The sequence below is a fragment of the Microbulbifer maximicatervae (SeqCode) genome (assembly GCF_052467065.1).
This window is the reverse complement of sequence record NZ_CP174299.1, coordinates 3,504,573-3,523,473: the sequence shown is the minus strand read 5'-3', so window position 1 is coordinate 3,523,473 and position 18,901 is coordinate 3,504,573. Positions and strand designations below refer to the sequence as shown.

Below are 18,901 nucleotides of genomic sequence, written 5' to 3'. Positions count from 1 at the left end.
ATCGCAGGATTTTTCCTTGGGGTAGGTTCCACTACCACCTTCCTTAGCTTTCGAGATTCCTGTACATCTGAAGTCTGGACTTTAACAAAATCGCTATAGACTAACGAAGGCATGATAACCCCAAGTGGTACACATCTTATAGTACATAAATACATACCTGAAGGCTATGTATCCCTAGATCTTAACGTGAATGTAGAAGGAGTGATTCTAAAAAATTTTCTCAAAAAAACTATAAATAAAAATCACTTCAGATCTCCTGTGTGGGCTGAAGAAGCAGTAAACAATTGAATCAGCATCAGCCAGAGGGAAACTGTGGCGTACCAAATAATATCTTTATATCAAAGTCTAAAAACACTCCAACAAAGACTTATATAATTCAGTTTCAATAGAAGACCCTACGTGAGAAGCGAAGTAGAAGGAGTGATATTGAAAAAATCATAGAATTTGTTATCGAAATTGAGAAGCTTAAGGCTGTTCTGAGGCAAATAAAGCCAGTCGGTATAAATCGTTACGAGAACTCAGCAGAACATAGCTGGCATGTCTCCTTAATCGCACTTATGCTCAAAGACTACGCCAATGAACGTATTGATATTAGCCGCGTTGTTAAGATGCTATTGATACATGACCTGGGTGAAATTGGAGCAGGTGATCAAATTGTGTACCAACCACTCACCGACGAGCAGCAATCAAGTGAGACCCAAAGTCTAGCGCAAACACTATCGATATTACCGGACAAGCTCTCAGCTGAATTTATAGCTTTATGGAAGGAATTTGAGGAAGGCATTTCACCTGATGCTAAGTTTGCAAAAGCGATTGATAGAGTACCTCCACTACTACATAACATTTATGGTAACGGCCATAGCTGGCAGAAACACAATATTTCCAAGGAACAGGTTTTCACTGTCAACTCAGAAAAAATAGCAAGTGGCAGTCATAAATTGTGGTCTACTATAGAGAAAAAGCTCCATGAAGCAGTTGAGAGTGGAGTTTTAAAGTGACCAGAAGACATCCAAAATTTGTATACAGTAATGCTACGAGTAGAATGCACTACTCTAACAGTGAGATAATTATAAAATTTCACATCTAGCTGGTACAGGGGTGCACATTAAATTAAAAATAGCAAGCACCTGAAATCATCCCTAAATTACGCCTTTAAGAAGAGTTTAACTTTTTACTACTTCTACTGTACTTACATCCTCAATTTCATCAGCTCCTTAAACACAGATCAAGCATAGCTGGTAGGATATATCTCTAGATATCTCACATAGGACACCGTTGATCGAATCTACAAAAAGACGCAATGTGTCGTATGGTAGGCTTAAGGAAGCCAAGCCAAATCAAAGGTCAATAGGCATGAGTTCGAAAAACAGTTAATAGGCTGTTCCTTCTACATTTAGAATAGATAATTTAGAGAGTATGAAATTCACCTAGCCTCAATAACAGTACTCTGCAGGGCAACCTTCAAACCTTACGCCTCTTGTAATCCCCACTCATTAACAGTACAAGAAATATTCTATTTCGCACATAGACATACTACAGATTAGCCATTTTCAAGATAACACGGAGTTAACGATCTAGATGAAAGAATCGCTGAGTTCGCTCAAAATTATCGCTGTTTTTTTAATTTTCACAGCGAGCCTCTACCCTATCGGATACTGGCTAATTTTTCACATGGAAAGCGCAGTACCCTTAATGCTTTCTGTTGGGCTTGCCACGGTCATAACATGCTTGATATTCAAGAAGAGCCTGGGCTCCTTAGGATGGTCTTGGGGAAGCTGGAAATATCAGTGGTTGAGCTATTTGGTACCCTTGGGCTATGTAGCAGCTGCCTACCTCATTATGTGGATCTTAGGTTTCGGGGAGTGGTATAACTCAGAATACGTTTCGGCACTAAGAGAGGGATATAAAGTAGATAGCTGGAGTGATACCAGTGTAATCCTCTTTAGATTCTTAATTACTGCAAGTATCAGCTTTATATTGATACTGCCTGGAGTTTTAGGAGAGGAGATTGGATGGCGTGGATTGCTTGTACCTGAGCTCTCAAAGCTTATGTCCTTCTCAGGGATCGCACTAACCTCTGGCTTTATATGGGCCGCCTGGCATTGGCCCATGATGGTAGCAGGTGTCTACGGGAATGAAACAGCCCCTCTCAGCTATCAGTTGTTTTTCTTTACGCTAGGCTTAATGTCAATGTCATTCATCATGACCTACGTAAGATTAAAGACTAACAGTGTTTGGCCTGCCGTTATTTTCCACATGAGCCACAATGCATTTATTCAAAAATTCTTTAATCCTTTGACCCTACAAAGCACAGATTCAGGTTGGTATCTCAATGAATTTGGTATGGTTTTACCTGTAGTTATTTTTTGTATCAGCATTTATTTCTGGAGAAAGGGCCAACAAGAGTTCGGCTCCGCTCAACCTGCAAGCGAAATGCTGTCTCCACAAAAATCTTGACGTAGCGCCATGGATGTGTGACAGAGGCTTTGATTAAGATCAATCATGAGTTTTGGGCAATTTTACCGCAGGCATATAGAAATACACTCTGGATAATGAAGTAGATATTTTTGCTCCAGTTACTGATCCAGGAAAAAGAGATGCCCTTGAATGCTGGAGATGGCTAGTTGGCAAAAAGGCCTCCATGTGCCTTCTGACCTCCAAGGGAGATTTATTCTTCAAAAGGAAGGAAGCCCTACTGAACAGGGAACGTGTCTATTTCCTAGATACTGGCACAGGCGAAATGGAACTTGCCGCAAAATCCTGGAATGCTTTCCGAGAGATGATGGCAGCAATGAAAGATATTCCGGGCAACTGGTTTAAATACAGATTATTACTTGAGTTAGTGGAGCAACCATTAACTCAATGGTTGTTGCTATTCACCAATCCATCCACCGATAATGGGCGGGGAGTACATTACAGAAAATTATCAATCTATATCTTGGGAAGTCCATCTAGTTCTGTTAGGACAGATACATGAGCAACTCAGTGGCCTTCCCCCAGGAACACCAATAGCTGGTGTAAGCTTAAAAATTGAAGACGATTGAGAGGCCACCATTCAAAAGGGTTATCCCTGAATCCAGTATTTAAATCTATAATTTCACGTCAGGACTTGTCCTTATGATAAGCATTGAGTTTTTGATTACCTCTTTTATCGTTGTGTTGATACCAGGAACGGGAGTTCTATATACAGTTGCAGCGGGACTATTCAAGGGTAAAAGAGCAAGTATTTCTGCAGCGTTAGGTTGTACGCTAGGCATCATCCCCTCTATCCTTGCTTGTATAATGGGGCTATCCGTAATTATTCATACCAGTGCATTAGCATTCCAGTTTGTAAAATATGCAGGAGCCGTATACTTATTGTACTTAGCTTGGTCAATGCTTAAATCTAGCAGCTCCCTGACTCTAGAAGAAAATCAAAAGAAACAGAGTTTAACTTCAATTGCTTTCAAGGGATTTATGATTAACATTTTGAACCCAAAGCTAACCGTCTTCTTCCTGGCATTCTTACCCCAGTTTATTCCCTCTCAAGTACAGAGCCCCGTAGATAGCATGCTGATTCTTGGACTTGCCTTCATGGCTATGACCTTTCTGGTTTTCATTGTTTATGGCTTACTAGCAACAGTCATTCGAAATTATGTTATTCACTCAGAAAAAATTAGCGTTATCATTCAACGAGCCTTTGCTGGTAGCTTCGCAGCTTTAGGTCTCAAACTCGCCTTTACGAGCAGAGATTAACATGTCTTTAACTTGGGTTGTTATTGGTTCATTTCTCCAACTATCATTTTCCAGTTTTCTTTTTATGATGGCTGTATTTGCTGTAGGCGGTATTAATAATAGAAGAAACTTATCAAAGATCTCATCATTCATACTTGCGGCCTCCCTGTATTTCTTACCCTCAGTAAGCGTACTTGCTACCGGCATTGTTATATACCAATACAACCTCGGAGGAGACGCCTCCTCTTATTGGTGGCACTTCATGCCTGTTGCGGCGGCGGCTTTATATATGATTTATATAAACGCACTATGGAAAAATAGCGCAACATAAAAAAATCAATACGAGCTTCATCCGTGAGCAAATGCCTACTTTTTGATAACGATGGCACCTTAGTTGATAGCGAACATCTCTCCAGTATTGGCTTAGCTATGATGTTCGAAAATTACAGAATAAAACTAGATGCTGATGAACTGGTCATAAGATTTCGGGGTTGGAAACTGGCAAGCATTCTATCCCTATTAGAAGAAGAGAATAACATCAAACTAAAAAGCAATTTTGTTGCAGCTTATCGCGATATAGTCACAAAACTCTTTATCAGAGAGTTAAAACCTGTTGAAGGTGTAGCAGACGCTCTTGAGGCACTTGATGGTGAGAAAGCGGTAGTATCTAGCGGCCCCCTGCAAAAAATCAAGCATTCATTAGATATATGCGGGCAATCTAAGTATTTCGGAAATAATTTATTCAGTTCATATGAAGTAGGCATATGGAAGCCTGATCCAGGCATATACCTACATGCCGCAAAAAGTATGGGCTACCATCCTGAGAACTGCTCCGTTATAGATAATGGACCAGTGGGAGTTCAGGCTGGTATAGAAGCAGGCATGAAAACTTACTTTTTTAATCATCTTAACGAGGAATCTAATACCGTTGGCGTAGTGTCCTTTCAAGCGATGAGAGAGTTACCAAAACTAATAGGTAACTAATCCCCCAAGAACACTATACCTTTAGTTTATTAACATCATTCATTCAAGCTCATGCTACAACCGGTCATTATGGGCGGCAGAGAAAAGATGGTTCCCGGCAAGCAATATCTATTTGGCTCTTTGCCCATGGGAGATACAATTTAGCCATTAACAGTAGTGCAAAATATAGACAGAAAACCTATCATTCCATGTCTAATAGGATGTCGGTTTCACACGATACCTTCAGCACTAACCCTTGCACCCATCCTCACAAAACCTATATCTGGCTACAGTAAGAATGTTCTCAAAGTTATTTAAAAAGAGTAAACCACGAGTCTATCTGGATAAAATGATTGTCGTCTCACAGAATGAATTTAGCAAGATTGGTGCTTGGGGGGCTTTTAAGGGCGAAGATTTAGAGGCGGGCATTCGTCATAGGCTGGTAGAAATTTTCTCCTTACCACATATATCGAGTCGAATAGAACCTAAATCCAATGATTTAGCACTAGAGGTTGTAGTCTTAAAAGTAAGAGGGGGTGAGTTTGACACCGCATACTTTGGAGAATTTGGTGCAATGCCTGTATTCTGGCGGCCAAAGATTGAAGTCGCAGCTCGACTCTATTACGCCGACTCCAATAAAACACACTCCTCTTATAGGGCTCGAGAGAAAATGCCATGGAGAGAATATTTTTCAGGAGTATTCAGCCTAAGAGGGATGCTCAGATATAGGCCTGTTTTTGGAGCAAAAGAGCTAGAACCTATTCTCTATAGAGCATGTGAAAAACTGCTTGCCAGTATGGTGAAGTCAGTATGAAATACCGTAAATTTAGGCAATCCGCTACTACTTACGGACTTATTTTTTCCTGCGATAGAGATATCACAGCTCTAAGATAGGATATTAAAGTAACCAGGACTTTTGAGAGCTATCGAGAGGGTGATTTTTAAGTATAGCCAGATTTGCAGATAAGCTACTAGACTGAAAGGGCTTATCAAACCCATACCCTTTCAAATTTGATAATAATATAAAAAACACACTTGGCCTTGAAGTAACAATCAGGCACGATTTGTGATGGGTGCTGCTCTAAATCGTATACTTAACAATAACCTTAACTTTCTGGTGATTGTAATGCTCAAAATCAAAGAAGCCGCCGCTTTTATTCTAGTCGCCTCCCTAATGGGGTGCTCCTCAGATACTCCAGAGGATCCCAAGCCCACCACACCGGTCGGTTCAGACAAGGATGCCCACGGATGTATAAACTCAGCCGGCTACCTTTGGTGTAGTAAAACTAAAGAATGCGAACGACCATGGGAACTTGCAGAGAAGGCTGGCTTTGCTAACACTCCCAGCAATTTTGATGAATATTGCGGTAATAAATAGGGTCTCTGCCTAGCAGCCTCCTCCGTCTATAGGAGAAAGCAGTGACAGCTAAGGTCTTTGATACTCAAGACTAAAGAACAAAAGCTTCAGAAATAAAAAAGCCCGGCATAAGCCGGGCTTTTAGAAGATGGCGGTGAGGGAGGGATTCGAACCCTCGATGCCTTGCGACATACACACTTTCCAGGCGTGCTCCTTCGACCACTCGGACACCTCACCAAATTGTCACCCTCTGCGAGGGCATTCCGCCTTAAAGCGGCCTCTCTTTCCAGCAAAACCCTTAAGTAAATCAATAGGATAGCTGTTATATCGTCGAGAGAGTGCGCACTTTACCCAAATGTCGAAGAAAATTCCAGTGGAATCTGGGGTGAATGTGTACTTACCTTTATCTTGGTGCTCATGCTCAGCTACTAGCGGCTTCCCTGAGAGCCCACATAAGCCATTGAATGGCTCCCCAACCGCCTCCTCTTACACCGCCGCCAAACTGGCCAACTATGCTTGGAAAAAGCTTTGCGCCCGCCCCTGTTAGGGGTTGTTTATTGCGTTATAGCTGATAACTCGGCGTAGTGAGTTGATGCCGGCAGCGTAACTCTCACTGCCTCCAAAAACTTTGGAGGCAGTTCTGAGACTATTGCCATTATTTAAATGGCCGATAGTGCAAACTTCCAACAAGCCACTCTAAATGAAAGAAAAAATAGGAAGTAGAGAAGGTTGCTGAATAAGAAGTTTTTACTTAGTAGGTACAAATTTTATTTAGATAATTTGCCTCAATAAGAGCCAAAATATAAATATGTATGACTTTAACCCAAAAAAGTAGACAGTGGAGCTGCAGGCAAAAGCAAGGAGAAGAGCTAACTCGCAGTTTAAATTCCCTCAAAACTAACTTAGCCCATAATTTAGACAGCAGGGATAATAGCAACAAAAATGAGGATCTATATAAAATACTACAGCAGAATGAGTAAAGAGGCTTTTGTGCACCCCTTAAATCTAACAGCTCATCAATTATAAACGCAGTAGTATTTGGCAAACCCTTCTAAGATGAGATCCCCCCTTAGCAAAGCCCAAAAATCTCTGGGCTGACGAGTAGAATCGCCAAAAAAGACATAGAGAAACCAATCGAAAGGCAGAAACAAAAAAGCCCGGCATAAGCCGGGCTTTTAGAAGATGGCGGTGAGGGAGGGATTCGAACCCTCGATGCCTTGCGACATACACACTTTCCAGGCGTGCTCCTTCGACCACTCGGACACCTCACCAAATCGTCACCCTTCGCGAGGGCTCTCCGCGTTGTAGCGGTCTCTCTCTTCAGCGAAATCTTCAAGGAAATCAGGAAGATAGCTGCTGTGTCGTCGAGAGAGCGCGCACTTTACCCAAATGTTCCTTGTTGTGCAAGCACTAATGCGAAAAAAGTCTCTCTGGCTGTTAAAACGGGGCATCATGAGGGAGTTCAGACTATCCGCTACAAGTCACCACGGCTATTTGCCCCTTCAAATGAGCCCCTCAGCTATCGCAGGTTTGGTGGCTAGACTCTGTGAGTCGATTGATCCAGGCTCTATATTAGCCCGACCAGCATTAGTTTTCCGGCCTGCATTAGTTTTCCGGCCTGCTCTGCCCCTTCAGTTCTCCAATATATGGGCTGTACAACTTATGTAACCCCTTGACTCAAAGGTGAATATAAGCCCGGCTTTATCTGAGGCCGATACCCAATCCCTTAAAGCAGTTATAGGAAAACTTGCCTTTTGCTGACACCCCCCTTTTCCCTTCACCTGGTACAAGTCGCCCGGATTCCTGAGCTCAGATTGATCTAGGTTAATAATGTCGGAAAAGCACCCTGTCATAATCCTTGGCCTGCTGTAGAGTCAGTGGTCGCTATCTATATAAACCTTGATACGCAAAGCCCTAAGGTACCCTCCCTGCCTAAACTGCAAATCTGCCATGAAAATTGGGAGGTTCTGAGGCTGGAGGTGCGGTAATATCACTGGCAACAACAACGAGAAAAATATCACTTGCATGCACAGTTTTTTCGCATTCTGTTCCTCGGAAGAGTAAACTGCGCTGCTGGAGTCACGGCGTGGCTATACGGTGGATGGGGAAATCGGAGCCACCCTATCGCCAACGCGCAAGGTGTTCACTTTCTGCTCAAACGGACAAAGAACAACACAAATGCAGGACCAGCTTGAGGAGAGCACGGGGCGGAATGTTAACCCTCGCTACTCCACCTATTTTCGCACCCTGATTTTATTTGCCGCTGCCGGTACCCTGGCAAACGCGGTGAATTGGGATGCGCCATGGCAATCAGACAAGCTGGTTATTACCGGATCTGCTCTTTTTATCATTGCTTATACCGCTCTCGCCCAATTTATCCTCTACAAAACTGGCGATAAAAAAGCACTGAAAACCCGCCGCTGCCTCTCTTTCCTGGATACAGTACTGATCGGCATCACCATATCCCTGGCAGACTTCAGCATGCTGCCCTCGCTGCTGCTGGTTACCATGGCCCAGCTGAATGCCCTCACTGGGGGCGGCGGTGGTCGCGCTTGGTTTGAGCACAATACCGGCTTACTGGTTGGGGTCGTTATCGGGTACCTGATGCACGAGCCATCTCTGCTAGTGAGCGCTGACCTCACTATCAGCACCGTGAGCCTGATCTGTATTCTGGCCTATTTATGCGCCTATGCATTCTTTACCCACCGCCAGATTGGCCAGCTTAAGGAAGCCAATCACTCCCTGATGGTTGAGCAACGCGTTAGCAAGGTTCGCTCCTACAAGCTTTCCAAGTACCTGCCACAAAAGCTGTGGCGCTCTGTCACTACAGGGGATGAAGAAGCTCTGGTGACCCAGCGAAAGCTCCTCACCGTTTTCTTTTCTGACATCAAAGACTTCAGCCAGCTCACCGAGGAGTTAGAGGCAGAGACCTTTACCCAGCTGCTCAATAATTACCTCTCTGAAATGGCACGCATCGCTGGGCAATACGGCGGCACTATCGATAAGTTTATCGGCGATGCGGTAATGGTTGTTTTTGGGGACGATGAGAGTAAAGGACCAAAGTCAGACGCTCTGCGCTGCGTAGCTATGGCCCTGGCGATGCGTAAACGCGTACGTGAAATGAAGCAGGAATGGTATAACAAAGGTATCTCGCGCCCCTTGCAGGTTCGTATGGGTATTAATACCGGCTACTGTACTGTCGGCATTTTTGGTACCGCTAACTACCAGTCTTACACGGTGATGGGTACCCACGTTAACCTCGCTTCGCGATTGGAAGGCGCCGCCCAGCCGGGAGAAATCCTGATTAGCCACGAGACCTGGGCCATGATCAAACACACGGTAATGTGCCGGGACAAAGGGCATATCACCGTAAAAGGTATTAGTACTCCGGTGAAGGTTTACCAGGTTACTGATCTGCGTAAGAACCTGGGCGGCCAACAGAGTTACCTGGAGGAGCATGCCCCCGGATTCTCAATGCATTTAGACTTGGATAAAATCCGAAATTACGATAAGGAAAAGGTCTTACAGTCCCTGCAAAAAGCGGCATCCAACCTGAAGAGCAAAGTCATTATCTAATTTTATAAAAGGTGTGTAAGCGTAGAATTCTACATAGTAGTATGCATACGCACCGCCAGGTTCCCCATAATCCAGACTGTACCCAACACAATAATCAAAAGAATTAAGCTAGAGAAAAGGATTAACGCCAGGTTATCCCTCCGGTCCCGCTGGGTCGTTACGTTCAAGAAATATTTTAATTGCACCACCAGTTGCGCAACCCCTAGTAACGCAACGAGAATCAAGACACTTTTATTCTCCCTTCCGATCGTCAGCACTGCGGCAAAAGCCGCTAGAGTGAGCACAATAGACAGGATATAACCTGTGATATACAGCCGCAGGTGTTGTGCAAAAGTCGGTTCTTTAGCCATAGACCCAGCCACCGAAATAAACCACGGAAAAAATTCCGATCCAAATCAAATCGAGGAAATGCCAGAACAATGCCAGGCGCAGAAAGCGCAGCTTTACGACATCCCCCAATCCCATAGTGAAAACCTGAACGATCAAAACGATCATCCATAGACAGCCGAAAGTAACATGGAGACCGTGCAAGGGCACTAAACCAAAAAATGCTGACAGGTAACCACTGCGCTGTGGCACCCCTCCCTTCTCGGCCATCCCGGCAAAGTCATACAGTTCCAACGCCAGGAAACCCAGACCCAGCAACAGGGTTATCACCACCCAAAATAGAAAGGCAGCGCGACTGCGTTCATGCTTAACAATAACTGTCGCAATACCCGCAGTGAGGCTGCTGGTTAGCAGAAGCATCGTTTGGGCGAACAAGCTGCCGAAATCAAAAAGTTCCTTCGGGCCCGGCCCTCCGGCGGTAGCGCCCACCATGGTGATATAAATCGCAAATACCACCCCAAAGAAAATCAGGTCGCTCATCATGAAGACCCAGAAGCCAAAGATCACCATATCGGGATCTCTGTGGATGGCTTCGTGGGGATTGATGCTGCCTGGGCTTTTCGGTGAAGAGACGGGATTCATTTAGATCTCCAGCTTCGCAAGGCCGACATTTCGCGGGGAATCTTCCAGGTCCCGGCTCACTGCCTCGCTCTTCTCGACCAAGGCCAACCAAGCTTCCGTATCCTTCTCTAACTGACTGGCAGGAATAATATATTCCGTTTCTTTACGGAAGGTGGCCGCGATAACTGCAACCAAAATGGTTAATGCGGAGATCAGTGCAAGCCACCAGATGTACCAAACCAGGGCAAACATCAAAATTCCACTGACAACGCACAAAATAAATCCGAGAGGATTATTTTTAGGGAGCTCTATGTCTCGATAGACTTTAGGCCGCTTATAGGCTTCACCGTGCTCCTTAGCCTCAGTAAATGCATCCCGATCAGTAACCTTGGGTATTTCAACAAAGTTATAAGCTGGTACTGGAGCGGGAGAGTTCCACTCCAGGGACCGTCCATCCCAAGGATCACCCACAGGAACCTGGGTTTTCTTTCGGTCCCTGATACTTACGATAAATTGAATAACCAGCGAAATTAAGGCCGCCAGAACAATCATTGCGCCGATAAAAGCAACGATCATGTACGGCTTGAATGTGAGATCGGCATAGCTGAATGATCGTCTTGGCATCCCCAATAAGCCGGCGCCATAGAGCGGGAAGAATGTCACCATAAATCCTGCAAACCAGAGATAGGCTGAGCGCTTGCCCCACTTATCATTAAGGCGGAAACCAAATGCTTTGGGGAACCAGTAGTTGTACCCCGCCAAAATTCCAAACAGCACGCCGGGAATCAAAACATTGTGGAAATGCGCCACCAGGAACAGTGTATTGTGCACTTGGAAATCGACAGTGGGGTTAGCCAGGATAACGCCGGACAGACCACCAATCACGAACAGAATTAAAAAGCCGATGGCATAAACCATTGGAGTGGTAAAACGTATTCGACCGCGATACATGGTCGCCATCCAGTCGTATACTTTCACCCCGGTCGGCACCGCGATCAGCATAGTCGCTATACCAAAGGCAATATTGATCGTCGGACTCTGCCCCATGGTGAAAAAGTGATGTAACCACACAGTAAAGGACAGGATCGCAATACACATGGTGGCAATCACCAGGGATTTATAACCGTACAGGGTTTTGGCCGAATAGGTGGAAAAGACCTCGGAAAAAATCCCATAGGCTGGCAACACCAATAGATAGACCTCAGGGTGACCAAAGAGCCAAAACAAATTGGCATAGTTCATCATATTTCCACCGAGGTCATTGGTGAAGAAGTGGAAATCCAGGTAGCGATCCAAGCCCAACATCAGTGCGGCAACGCTGAGAGGCGGCATTGCGAAAATCATTAGAATGGAGGCGCAGAGTACGGTCCAACAAAACAGTGGCATACGGAATAAGTGCATTCCTGGACCACGGCATTTATACACGGTGACGGTGAAATTAATTCCCGTTAATGTGGTCCCCGCCCCAGAAAATACGATCGCCCATATCCAGTAGTCAGGCCCAACCCCGGGACTAAAATCCGCCCCCGTATAAGGTGGATAAGCCGACCAACCCCCTGTAGAAAACTGCCCCACCACCAGAGAGACCATCAACAAAATACCGGAGGAAACTGTCACCGCCAGGCTGATTTGATTAAGTACCGGGAAGGCCACATCACGGGCACCAATTTGCAGCGGCATAGCGAAATTAATAAGGCCCACCAAAAACGGAACTGCCACAAAAAACACCATTATGGTGCCATGAGTACTGAACAACTGGGCAAAGTGATCTGCATAGAGGAAACCTTCCGGTGCGGCGGCTTGCTGGGCACGCATTACCATTCCCTCCAGCAAACCTCGAACCAACATCACGATCGCAAAAGCGATATACATAATGCCGATTTTTTTGTGATCAGTGCTGGTCAACCAATCCCGCCAGAGTGTTCCCCAGACTTTAAACCAGGTCAATAAAAACAGGATTCCCACTGTTGCCAGTATTACTATCGAGCCCGCCACACTGGCAACGGCCTCACTGACTGAGGGCCGCTCAAGAAACCCGCTAAATACCAGAGAATCCCAATTGAGCTTACCCAGCCAACCGTAATCCAAATTGCTCATGGCTGCACTCCCTCGGCATCATCCTCGCCCCGGCCGAATTTTCGGGTGCCGGGCTGCTCTTCTATGCTCAGCGGTTTACCGGAGTGATAACGCATTACTATTTCGTGAAAAAGGTCTGTGCCCGGCAAGTTAAAATACAGTGTATTTTCTGGCATCTTGCTATTCCCCAAGACTTTGTATGCTTGTTTTTTGGTATTTCGCTGTGCCAGGCGGTTATAATTTTCTGGACTCAGGACAATCCCACCCGTCCGTACTTGCTTTACCCAGGCTTCAAAGTCCTCATCAGTCACAACCTTGACTGCAAAATTCTGGTCGACAAAACCATTGCCGGTATATTGGGTATTCTCCCCTCTGGTGTCGCCAGTTTTTGTACCGATAAAATTGAGCTTTGTCGTCATACCCGGCATCACATAAATCTGCCCAGCCAGTGCAGAAATAAAGAACGACTGCATTACCGTGTCGCTGGTTAATATCATTGAGACTGGAGTGTGTACTGGTACAACCAATTCACCGACCGTTGCAATATCCAGCTCCGGATAGATAAATAACCACTTCCAGTCGAGCCCCACCACCTGCACTTTTACCGGGGGGACAACGCCCTGTATTTCCTTGTAGGGATCGAGCCGCGCCGTTGCACGCCAGAGCATCACTGACAGCACAATTATGACCAGGAATGGCACACCCCACATAATTACTTCGAGCGGACCATAGGTTTCCCATTTTGGCGCATAGAATCCGTGACCTTTTTTTCTTCGGTATTTAAAGAGGATTACTGGCACCAAGATAAATACCGGGAGAACAGCGACCATGGTGAGTGCCATAGCCCAAAAGAAGTGTACTTTCTGTTCCTCTGCCACTGGTCCCAACGGCATCAAAAAGGTTTCAGAGGCACTAGCAGAATGGGGGATTAATAAAATTGAGAGAAATACTGGCAGAATAAATAATAATCGTGGAGCGTGCACATCAACACATCTCCAGTACCTTAAATACGCACGCCAAAAAACCACAGGGGCTTTTAGATTCCAATCCATGGTAAAGCCTACCGCCAAAAGTAGTTAGCCGGCATCTATTCCAGCTAACGCTTTGAATTCCCTTTCGAACCATTGAACGCGCACTCTTTGATAGGCCCATCAACGGTTTGTCTCACCAGAATAGCTGAATACAACAGTTCTATTGCCCTGGAGAAAGGTTCGATAAAAATCACGAAAAATTTGCGGCTATAAAACGCCATTGCCGGACATAGTGCGAATCATCACCTCTACAAACTCACGCAAATCTCTCTCATTGGGATGGCGCAGCTCCTCCCCTGAATACTTGTATAAAAAAGTATCCGACTGAACCGACCAATAAACTTCGTCACTAGGCGCCGAATATAGGCGTGTCTCCACAACAGCAACCTGGGAGTTGCGGATATTCGGGTTGATCCGTTTTAATGCCAACAATTGGGTAACCAATAAAGTGTCAAATCCCCTCTCCCGGAGTAAGGGTGCAATCTCCCCCATTGAGGGAACACCAGTTATTGCCCCCAGAGCACTCCAGGAATGCGCATCAATGCCTGTATCCTGCAGTTGCATGACCCACTCCCTTTCTACCTGCCCACCGACTATCGGCCTCGGTACCAGGGTATATGCGAGTACCAGAGTTTTTCCTAAGCTTTGAATACCAATATATGGGGACTGCCATACCCGCGTAACCACGGTACTGGCTGAAGTCCATCCGAGCAGAAGAGAAATCACTGAAAGGCTGCATAACAACCGAATAACTCGTGCTTGAAATACCTTCTCTCGTTTGACTCGCATATACCTGAACACCTCGTTTAAACACTTTACTTTTTTAAAACGTCATTCGGGTCGTAAATTGTGTCCGCACCAAAGACCCCCTATCTCCATCTTTGTCTTTGCGAGCGCCGTAGAGCACCTCGATTCCAGTCAACCAACGGGGAAAGGGTAACCAGACAATATTGATACTGCGGTATTGGGTTGCTTTGTAGGCCTCACCGGGTTGGAAGTCCAGATTATCCTGCCTTACCCTGCCGTAGGTCGCTACGGTATACAGGCAAGGAGTCCACCAGTGCTGGTACCCCAGATACCAGGCTGTAGTGTTTAGTGCCTCTACGGAGTTATCAAAAAAATCATAAGCTGCATCTGGTGGCGCGTCATTAAGTAGACCGCTATATCCCGCACCGACGGACAAAGAGTAATAAAGGACATCCTTGGAAAGTACGCCGGGCATATTGAAAGTGCCGCTTAAATTTAATCCCCAGCCGGTAGTCGATACGGCTGAATCCGGATCGCCACTCGCGCGCAAATCCCTTAATACCAAACCCGCTTGTACCTGGGACCTAGGCAAGTCCGACTCCAGCGCAAATACCGCATCGGGCCAGCGGGCAACCTCGGTTGCATCCTCGAATATTTGTGAATCCGGCGCTTCAATAGCCACCTTAAAGTAATACTGTGGCCCGTACCTCTTAATCCATCGGACCATTGAATGGCGCAAGCCAAATGCCGAATTAGGCCCCTGGAAATCCAGGGTATTGGGGACCGCTTCCAAGTTCGCGAATGTTGACCACTGCTGCCCCACAAGAATACTGCCCCCCCAAAGCGCATTACTCACTTCTCCATAAGCTTTGCGCATACGGGGGTTGGGAGTGGTAACACTAGAGTCCTGCAGGAAGTCCATCGAAATCAGGGTTTTAAATTCACGTCCCTCCCAGTGCTGCAGGGTCTCAAATACCAACCTGGAGGTCTGCACGGTAAATTCTGTCTGCCCGTCCGCTCCCTCTGCAGCCGTTTTGTCGAAAGTCACAATATCGGCAGGTACAAATTGTGCGGGACTGATGATCGCGTCGGTATCATAATTGACATCCAAGTCCGCAAAGCCACTGATCTTCGCCTTCATGGTATTTCCCAACAAGGGAATGGAGCCAGGCCACTCCGTTGTCGCATTGGCAATCACATCTTCGATGTCACTGGGGTCAGGTACCGCCTGATCAGACTGGGCCCGCGGCGGAGGCAGCGAACCAGGTGGAACTTCTTGGCGTATTTCCTCAATCTGTCGCTGTAAATCATTCATGTCCTCCTTGCTCACCGGTGCTTCAACGGGCTGTACAGGAGTTACTTCCAGAGACGGTCGGGATGGTGGTGCCCGTTGCATTTGCTCAATTTGCCGACGCAGGGCTTCGAGGTCTGCCTGTTGTTGCTGAATCTGGGCCTGCTGCTCTTCCAGCTGCTGTTGCTGGGCCTCAATCACCCGTATCAGATCATCAGCTTTAACATAAACTTCTGCAGTGGAGGATTGGGAAAAAAGAAGTGGGGCAAAACCGATTACTACGGCAGGAATTACTGGGGACTGGGTATTAATCTCCATCTGTCAGCCTCAACTCCACCTCCTGTGGGGCGGCCAACACAACTGCACTGTCGGTTTCCCCGGCCTATCTGGAAAGCGTAGCTTAAGAGACCGCAGCGCCAACCCAGGTCGGCATCTGGCAAAGATTGGAATTGAAGGGCCATGCCACCGAGGACTCCGGTGGCACTTAAGAAAGGAAATTATTGACGGGCAAAACGCGGAGGCATACGTTTCTCAATGCGAGTCGATCTCAGCGGATTAATATCCAAGCCGCCACGACGGGTATAGCGGGCACATACAGTTAACTCGGTAAATTCCGCCAACTGTTGCAAGTCGCAAAAGATACGCTCGACACAGTGCTCGTGAAAATCCTGGTGTTCGCGGAAGGAAACAATATAAGCCAACAGTGCCTCTCGCTTTAGTGCCGGCCCTTTATAGTCCACAACTACTGTCGCCCAATCCGGTTGTCCCGTTACCGGACAATTACTGCGCAGCAAGTGGCTATAAAGAACCTCACTCACATCTTCCTCACCGCCTTCGAGGGCGAGGAGTGCGGGGTCCGGTTCGTAATTATTCACTTCTATATCGAGATGATCCAGACAGTAGCCCTCTGGCTTCTCAACTGCCAGCGCTGCATCTTCCACATCCATCAGGGTAACGCCGACATTTGCCCCCGCCGCTGCAGAGAGATCCCGCACCAGGGCATCCTGTACCAATCTCCAAGATTCAAACTTGCTCTGGTTGAAAGAGTTTAAATACAGCTTGAAGGATTTTGACTCCACCATGCAGGGGCTTTCTGCAGGAAAACTAAAACGAGCCACCGCCACCTGTGGTTTACCCCTGGGGTTTAACCAGGAAAGCTCAAAACCCCACCATTCGTCCTCTCCAAAGAAAGGCATTGCGCCGGCAGAGAGCCCCAACTGGGCTCGGGATACTGAGCGCTGAATTGGATGGAGCAACTCGGGGTTGTAAGTGGACTCGTAGGTGGTCTCCTGCCCCAGGGGGAGGTTTTGCCAGTCTTCTCTTGTCATAAATTTCTCAATGTCTCAGTCGCTTACCGTGGCTCATCAGATAAATGGCCCAGGATGCCAAAAGCGCAATAAATACCAGGACGCCAAAAAATGCCCCGACAACATTAATATCGGAAACACCCAAAATGCCGTAACGGAAGGAGTTCACCATATAAAGAATGGGGTTCAATTTCGACAACCCCTGCCAAAAAGGCGACAGCAGGTCGATAGAGTAAAACACGCCTCCCAGGTATGTGAGGGGAGTTAATACAAAGGTCGGAATAATAGAGATAGCATCAAAACTATTGGCAAAAATAGCATTGATAAACCCAGCCAGGGAAAACAGCACCGCCGTCAAAAATACAATCGCTACCGTGACAAAGATGTGCTCTACCGTCAGTGAGGTAAAAAACATCGCTACGAGAGTCACTATCAACCCCACCATTAATCCCCGTGACACGCCACCGAGTACATAGCCCGCCATAATCACCCAATTCGGCGTTGGCGAAACCAGAAGCTCCTCCACACTGCGCTGAAATTTAGCGCTGTAAAAAGACGAAACTACGTTGGCGTAGGAGTTGGTAATCACCGACATCATGATCAAACCCGGCACAACAAACTCGATATACGGATAGCCCCCCATATCACCAATTCGCCGACCAATCAGGGAGCCAAAGATCACAAAGTACAGTGACATAGTGATTACCGGCGGTACCAGGGTCTGTGGCCATATACGCATAAAGCGCCGGACTTCCCGACGGTAAATAGTGCTGAATGATATCCAGATTAATCTGCCCTTCACTCTTCTAGCCCCGACATTTTTTCTTCCGACAACATGGACAGGAACAATTCCTCCAAGCGATTAGCGCGATTTCGCATACTGGTAACTGTGATGCCCTGCCGCTGCAATGACGCAAATACCTCGGTCAGAGATTGCCCCTTTTCAATAGTGACTTCCAGTGAGTGATTGTCCCGCAAACGCCCTTCATAACCGGACAAGTCCGGGCACTCAGTGAAAAATTCCGCGCAATCCAGGATAAAGGTTTCCCGGTTCAGGGTTTTCAGCAGTGACTTTATCGAAGTGTTCTCGACAATAGCGCCCTTGTCGATTATCGCTATATTGCGACAGAGGCTCTCGGCTTCCTCCAGGTAGTGGGTGGTGAGGATAATTGTGGTGCCCTGCTGGTTTATTTTTTCCAGGAAACTCCACATGGAACGCCGCAGCTCTATATCCACTCCGGCTGTGGGTTCATCCAGAATCAGCAACTTCGGTTCGTGAATCAGCGCGCGGGCAATCATCAATCTGCGCTTCATACCGCCGGAGAGCATGCGCGCCTGGGTAGCGCGTTTATCCCACAGACCCAACTGTTTTAGGTATTTCTCAGTGCGTTCTTCAGCCAGTTTGCGCGGCATACCGTAAAAACCGCCCTGGGTAACGACAATGTCGAACACTTTCTCAAACTGGCTGAAGTTAAATTCTTGTGGCACAACACCTAACAGGCGCTTGGCCGCAGCAAAATCGACGTCGATATCCTCACCAAAAATCGACACTGAGCCACCGCTTTTGCGCACAAGGGAACAGATGATACCGATTGTGGTGGACTTCCCCGCCCCATTGGGACCCAGCAGCGCAAAGAAGTCTCCCGGCTGCACGTCAAAACTGATGCCTTTCAGGGCCTGGAAACCATTGTCGTAGGTTTTCTGTAAGTTATGGATCGATAGCGCAGCGCTCATTTTGCACTCCTATAGTGGGGAGCGTTATTCAACGCGCTTGCCCGAATAATTTCAACCTGAGGGGAGCTAGGGTTTTTCATACACGTCACTTGGTGGGATGAACCGGAACTTGCAGGAGTCCCGGGCAAAAGTAACCGTGCAGAAGATAAGAATTACT

At 46.6% G+C, this 18,901-nt stretch carries 18 protein-coding genes and 2 tRNA genes; 9 read left to right on the top strand and 11 right to left on the bottom strand.

Translation table 11 applies throughout. From position 1 onward, the window contains the following. Positions 1–425: 425 nt before the first annotated feature. From ACJJI1_RS15610 to ACJJI1_RS15575, 8 genes are all read left to right on the top strand, one after another. A complete protein-coding gene (locus tag ACJJI1_RS15610; protein ID WP_444959392.1) occupies positions 426–998 on the top strand; it encodes an HD domain-containing protein in 573 nt (190 codons plus the stop codon). Between the two features lie 580 nt (positions 999–1,578). Further along, entirely contained in the window at positions 1,579–2,457 is an 879-nt protein-coding gene (locus ACJJI1_RS15605; protein WP_444957227.1) for a CPBP family intramembrane glutamic endopeptidase, read from the top strand. A gap of 283 nt (positions 2,458–2,740) precedes the next feature. Then, a complete protein-coding gene (locus ACJJI1_RS23025; protein ID WP_507019906.1) occupies positions 2,741–2,977 on the top strand; it encodes a hypothetical protein in 237 nt (78 codons plus the stop codon). A 140-nt stretch (positions 2,978–3,117) separates the two neighbouring features. Beyond that, positions 3,118–3,735, top strand: coding sequence for a LysE family translocator (locus ACJJI1_RS15595; RefSeq protein WP_444957225.1), 618 nt, complete (start codon positions 3,118–3,120; stop codon positions 3,733–3,735). A 1-nt stretch (position 3,736) separates the two neighbouring features. Next, on the top strand, positions 3,737–4,045 hold the full coding sequence (locus ACJJI1_RS15590; protein ID WP_444957224.1) for a hypothetical protein: 309 nt from the start codon (positions 3,737–3,739) through the stop codon (positions 4,043–4,045). Between the two features lie 23 nt (positions 4,046–4,068). After that, a complete protein-coding gene (locus ACJJI1_RS15585) occupies positions 4,069–4,698 on the top strand; it encodes an HAD-IA family hydrolase (protein ID WP_444957223.1) in 630 nt (209 codons plus the stop codon). A gap of 277 nt (positions 4,699–4,975) precedes the next feature. Next, positions 4,976–5,491, top strand: coding sequence for a hypothetical protein (locus ACJJI1_RS15580; protein WP_444916046.1), 516 nt, complete (start codon positions 4,976–4,978; stop codon positions 5,489–5,491). Positions 5,492–5,803: 312 nt separating this feature from the next. Beyond that, positions 5,804–6,055 carry a hypothetical protein gene (locus ACJJI1_RS15575; protein ID WP_444896630.1) on the top strand — a complete coding sequence of 84 codons (252 nt, stop codon included), beginning with the start codon at positions 5,804–5,806 and terminating at the stop codon, positions 6,053–6,055. Between the two features lie 128 nt (positions 6,056–6,183). Here the strand turns inward: ACJJI1_RS15575 and ACJJI1_RS15570 are convergent. Further along, positions 6,184–6,271: transfer RNA gene (locus ACJJI1_RS15570), tRNA-Ser, on the bottom strand. A gap of 946 nt (positions 6,272–7,217) precedes the next feature. Then, a tRNA-Ser gene (locus ACJJI1_RS15565) sits at positions 7,218–7,305 on the bottom strand. 907 nt (positions 7,306–8,212) lie between these two features. Between ACJJI1_RS15565 and ACJJI1_RS15560 the strand changes: the two genes are divergently transcribed. Further along, positions 8,213–9,610: an adenylate/guanylate cyclase domain-containing protein gene (locus tag ACJJI1_RS15560; RefSeq protein WP_444957222.1), complete on the top strand. Its 1,398-nt coding sequence runs from the start codon at positions 8,213–8,215 to the stop codon at positions 9,608–9,610. Positions 9,611–9,639: 29 nt separating this feature from the next. On the opposite strand, the gene cyoD is transcribed toward ACJJI1_RS15560, so the two are convergent. The 9 genes from cyoD to ACJJI1_RS15515 form a co-directional block, all read right to left on the bottom strand. Further along, the gene (cyoD, locus tag ACJJI1_RS15555) at positions 9,640–9,960 is read right to left on the bottom strand and encodes a cytochrome o ubiquinol oxidase subunit IV (RefSeq protein ID WP_444912603.1); all 321 of its coding nucleotides are present in this window, start codon (positions 9,958–9,960) and stop codon (positions 9,640–9,642) included. Continuing rightward, positions 9,953–10,579: a cytochrome c oxidase subunit 3 gene (locus ACJJI1_RS15550; RefSeq protein WP_444957221.1), complete on the bottom strand. Its 627-nt coding sequence runs from the start codon at positions 10,577–10,579 to the stop codon at positions 9,953–9,955. The genes cyoD and ACJJI1_RS15550 overlap by 8 nt, the downstream gene beginning before the upstream one ends. Further along, positions 10,580–12,655, bottom strand: a complete 2,076-nt coding sequence (locus tag ACJJI1_RS15545; RefSeq protein ID WP_444957220.1) for a cbb3-type cytochrome c oxidase subunit I — start codon at positions 12,653–12,655, stop codon at positions 10,580–10,582. Next, complete coding sequence (locus ACJJI1_RS15540) at positions 12,652–13,617, bottom strand: cytochrome c oxidase subunit II (protein WP_444957219.1); 966 nt, start codon at positions 13,615–13,617, stop codon at positions 12,652–12,654. The genes ACJJI1_RS15545 and ACJJI1_RS15540 overlap by 4 nt, the downstream gene beginning before the upstream one ends. 255 nt (positions 13,618–13,872) lie before the next feature. After that, positions 13,873–14,454 (bottom strand): hypothetical protein, encoded by a 582-nt coding sequence (locus tag ACJJI1_RS15535; protein ID WP_282933540.1) that lies wholly within the window; start codon positions 14,452–14,454, stop codon positions 13,873–13,875. 34 nt (positions 14,455–14,488) lie between these two features. After that, complete coding sequence (locus ACJJI1_RS15530; RefSeq protein ID WP_444957218.1) at positions 14,489–16,021, bottom strand: DcaP family trimeric outer membrane transporter; 1,533 nt, start codon at positions 16,019–16,021, stop codon at positions 14,489–14,491. Between the two features lie 179 nt (positions 16,022–16,200). Continuing rightward, positions 16,201–17,031 carry an NADPH-dependent 7-cyano-7-deazaguanine reductase QueF gene (gene queF, locus ACJJI1_RS15525; protein ID WP_282933541.1) on the bottom strand — a complete coding sequence of 277 codons (831 nt, stop codon included), beginning with the start codon at positions 17,029–17,031 and terminating at the stop codon, positions 16,201–16,203. A gap of 7 nt (positions 17,032–17,038) precedes the next feature. Beyond that, complete coding sequence (locus ACJJI1_RS15520; RefSeq protein ID WP_413665084.1) at positions 17,039–17,812, bottom strand: ABC transporter permease; 774 nt, start codon at positions 17,810–17,812, stop codon at positions 17,039–17,041. Further along, on the bottom strand, positions 17,809–18,744 hold the full coding sequence (locus ACJJI1_RS15515; protein WP_444932706.1) for an ABC transporter ATP-binding protein: 936 nt from the start codon (positions 18,742–18,744) through the stop codon (positions 17,809–17,811). Before ACJJI1_RS15515 ends, ACJJI1_RS15520 begins: the two co-directional genes overlap by 4 nt. Between the last annotated feature and the right edge of the window lie 157 nt (positions 18,745–18,901).

What these genes read in the sequence shown, in the direction of transcription:
- ACJJI1_RS15560 (WP_444957222.1), top strand. Translation starts at nt 8,213, where the DNA reads ATGCAGGACCAGCTTGAGGAGAGCACGGGGCGGAATGTTAACCCTCGC.
- ACJJI1_RS15590 (WP_444957224.1), top strand. Translation starts at nt 3,737, where the DNA reads ATGTCTTTAACTTGGGTTGTTATTGGTTCATTTCTCCAACTATCATTT.
- queF (WP_282933541.1), bottom strand. Translation starts at nt 17,031, where the DNA reads ATGACAAGAGAAGACTGGCAAAACCTCCCCCTGGGGCAGGAGACCACC.
- ACJJI1_RS15580 (WP_444916046.1), top strand. Translation starts at nt 4,976, where the DNA reads ATGTTCTCAAAGTTATTTAAAAAGAGTAAACCACGAGTCTATCTGGAT.
- ACJJI1_RS15535 (WP_282933540.1), bottom strand. Translation starts at nt 14,454, where the DNA reads ATGCGAGTCAAACGAGAGAAGGTATTTCAAGCACGAGTTATTCGGTTG.
- ACJJI1_RS15595 (WP_444957225.1), top strand. Translation starts at nt 3,118, where the DNA reads ATGATAAGCATTGAGTTTTTGATTACCTCTTTTATCGTTGTGTTGATA.
- ACJJI1_RS15545 (WP_444957220.1), bottom strand. Translation starts at nt 12,655, where the DNA reads ATGAGCAATTTGGATTACGGTTGGCTGGGTAAGCTCAATTGGGATTCT.
- cyoD (WP_444912603.1), bottom strand. Translation starts at nt 9,960, where the DNA reads ATGGCTAAAGAACCGACTTTTGCACAACACCTGCGGCTGTATATCACA.
- ACJJI1_RS23025 (WP_507019906.1), top strand. Translation starts at nt 2,741, where the DNA reads ATGGAACTTGCCGCAAAATCCTGGAATGCTTTCCGAGAGATGATGGCA.
- ACJJI1_RS15605 (WP_444957227.1), top strand. Translation starts at nt 1,579, where the DNA reads ATGAAAGAATCGCTGAGTTCGCTCAAAATTATCGCTGTTTTTTTAATT.
- ACJJI1_RS15530 (WP_444957218.1), bottom strand. Translation starts at nt 16,021, where the DNA reads ATGGAGATTAATACCCAGTCCCCAGTAATTCCTGCCGTAGTAATCGGT.
- ACJJI1_RS15550 (WP_444957221.1), bottom strand. Translation starts at nt 10,579, where the DNA reads ATGAATCCCGTCTCTTCACCGAAAAGCCCAGGCAGCATCAATCCCCAC.
- ACJJI1_RS15515 (WP_444932706.1), bottom strand. Translation starts at nt 18,744, where the DNA reads ATGAGCGCTGCGCTATCGATCCATAACTTACAGAAAACCTACGACAAT.
- ACJJI1_RS15575 (WP_444896630.1), top strand. Translation starts at nt 5,804, where the DNA reads ATGCTCAAAATCAAAGAAGCCGCCGCTTTTATTCTAGTCGCCTCCCTA.